Raw genomic sequence first — 536 nt, forward strand, 5'->3', positions numbered from 1 at the left:
GCTACTGCGCTTGTTGACGCTGAAGCTGAAGCTACTGCACTTGTTGACGCTGAAGCTGAGGCTACTGCACTTGTTGACGCTGAAGCTGAAGCTACTGCGCTTGTTGACGCTGAAGCTGAAGCTACTGCACTGGTTGACGCTGAAGCTGAGGCTACTGCACTTGTTGACGCTGAAGCTGAAGCTACTGCACTCGTTGATGCTGAAGCTGAAGCGACTGCGCTGGTTGACGCTGAAGCTGAGGCTACCGCACTAGTTGAAGCCGATGCACTTGCTACCGCGCTCGTTGATGCTGAAGCTGAAGCTACTGCACTTGTCGATGCTGAGGCGCTTGCTACTGCACTAGTTGACGCTGAAGCTGAAGCTACTGCGCTTGTTGATGCTGAAGCTGAAGCTACCGCGCTTGTTGACGCTGAAGCTGAAGCTACCGCGCTGGTTGAGGCTGAAGCTGAAGCTACTGCGCTGGTTGACGCTGAAGCACTTGCTACCGCACTTGTTGACGCTGAAGCTGAAGCTACTGCACTAGTAGATGCTGAGGC

General features: G+C 54.3%; 1 pseudogene. It reads left to right on the forward strand.

Going from position 1 to position 536, the window contains the following annotated elements:
- Positions 1-536 (forward strand): annotated as a pseudogene (locus KUA57_RS09455) (hypothetical protein); the annotation flags it as partial.

Origin of the sequence: Streptococcus vulneris (assembly GCF_019218685.1) — a bacterium.
GTDB classification, from domain to species: Bacteria; Bacillota; Bacilli; order Lactobacillales; family Streptococcaceae; genus Streptococcus; species Streptococcus vulneris.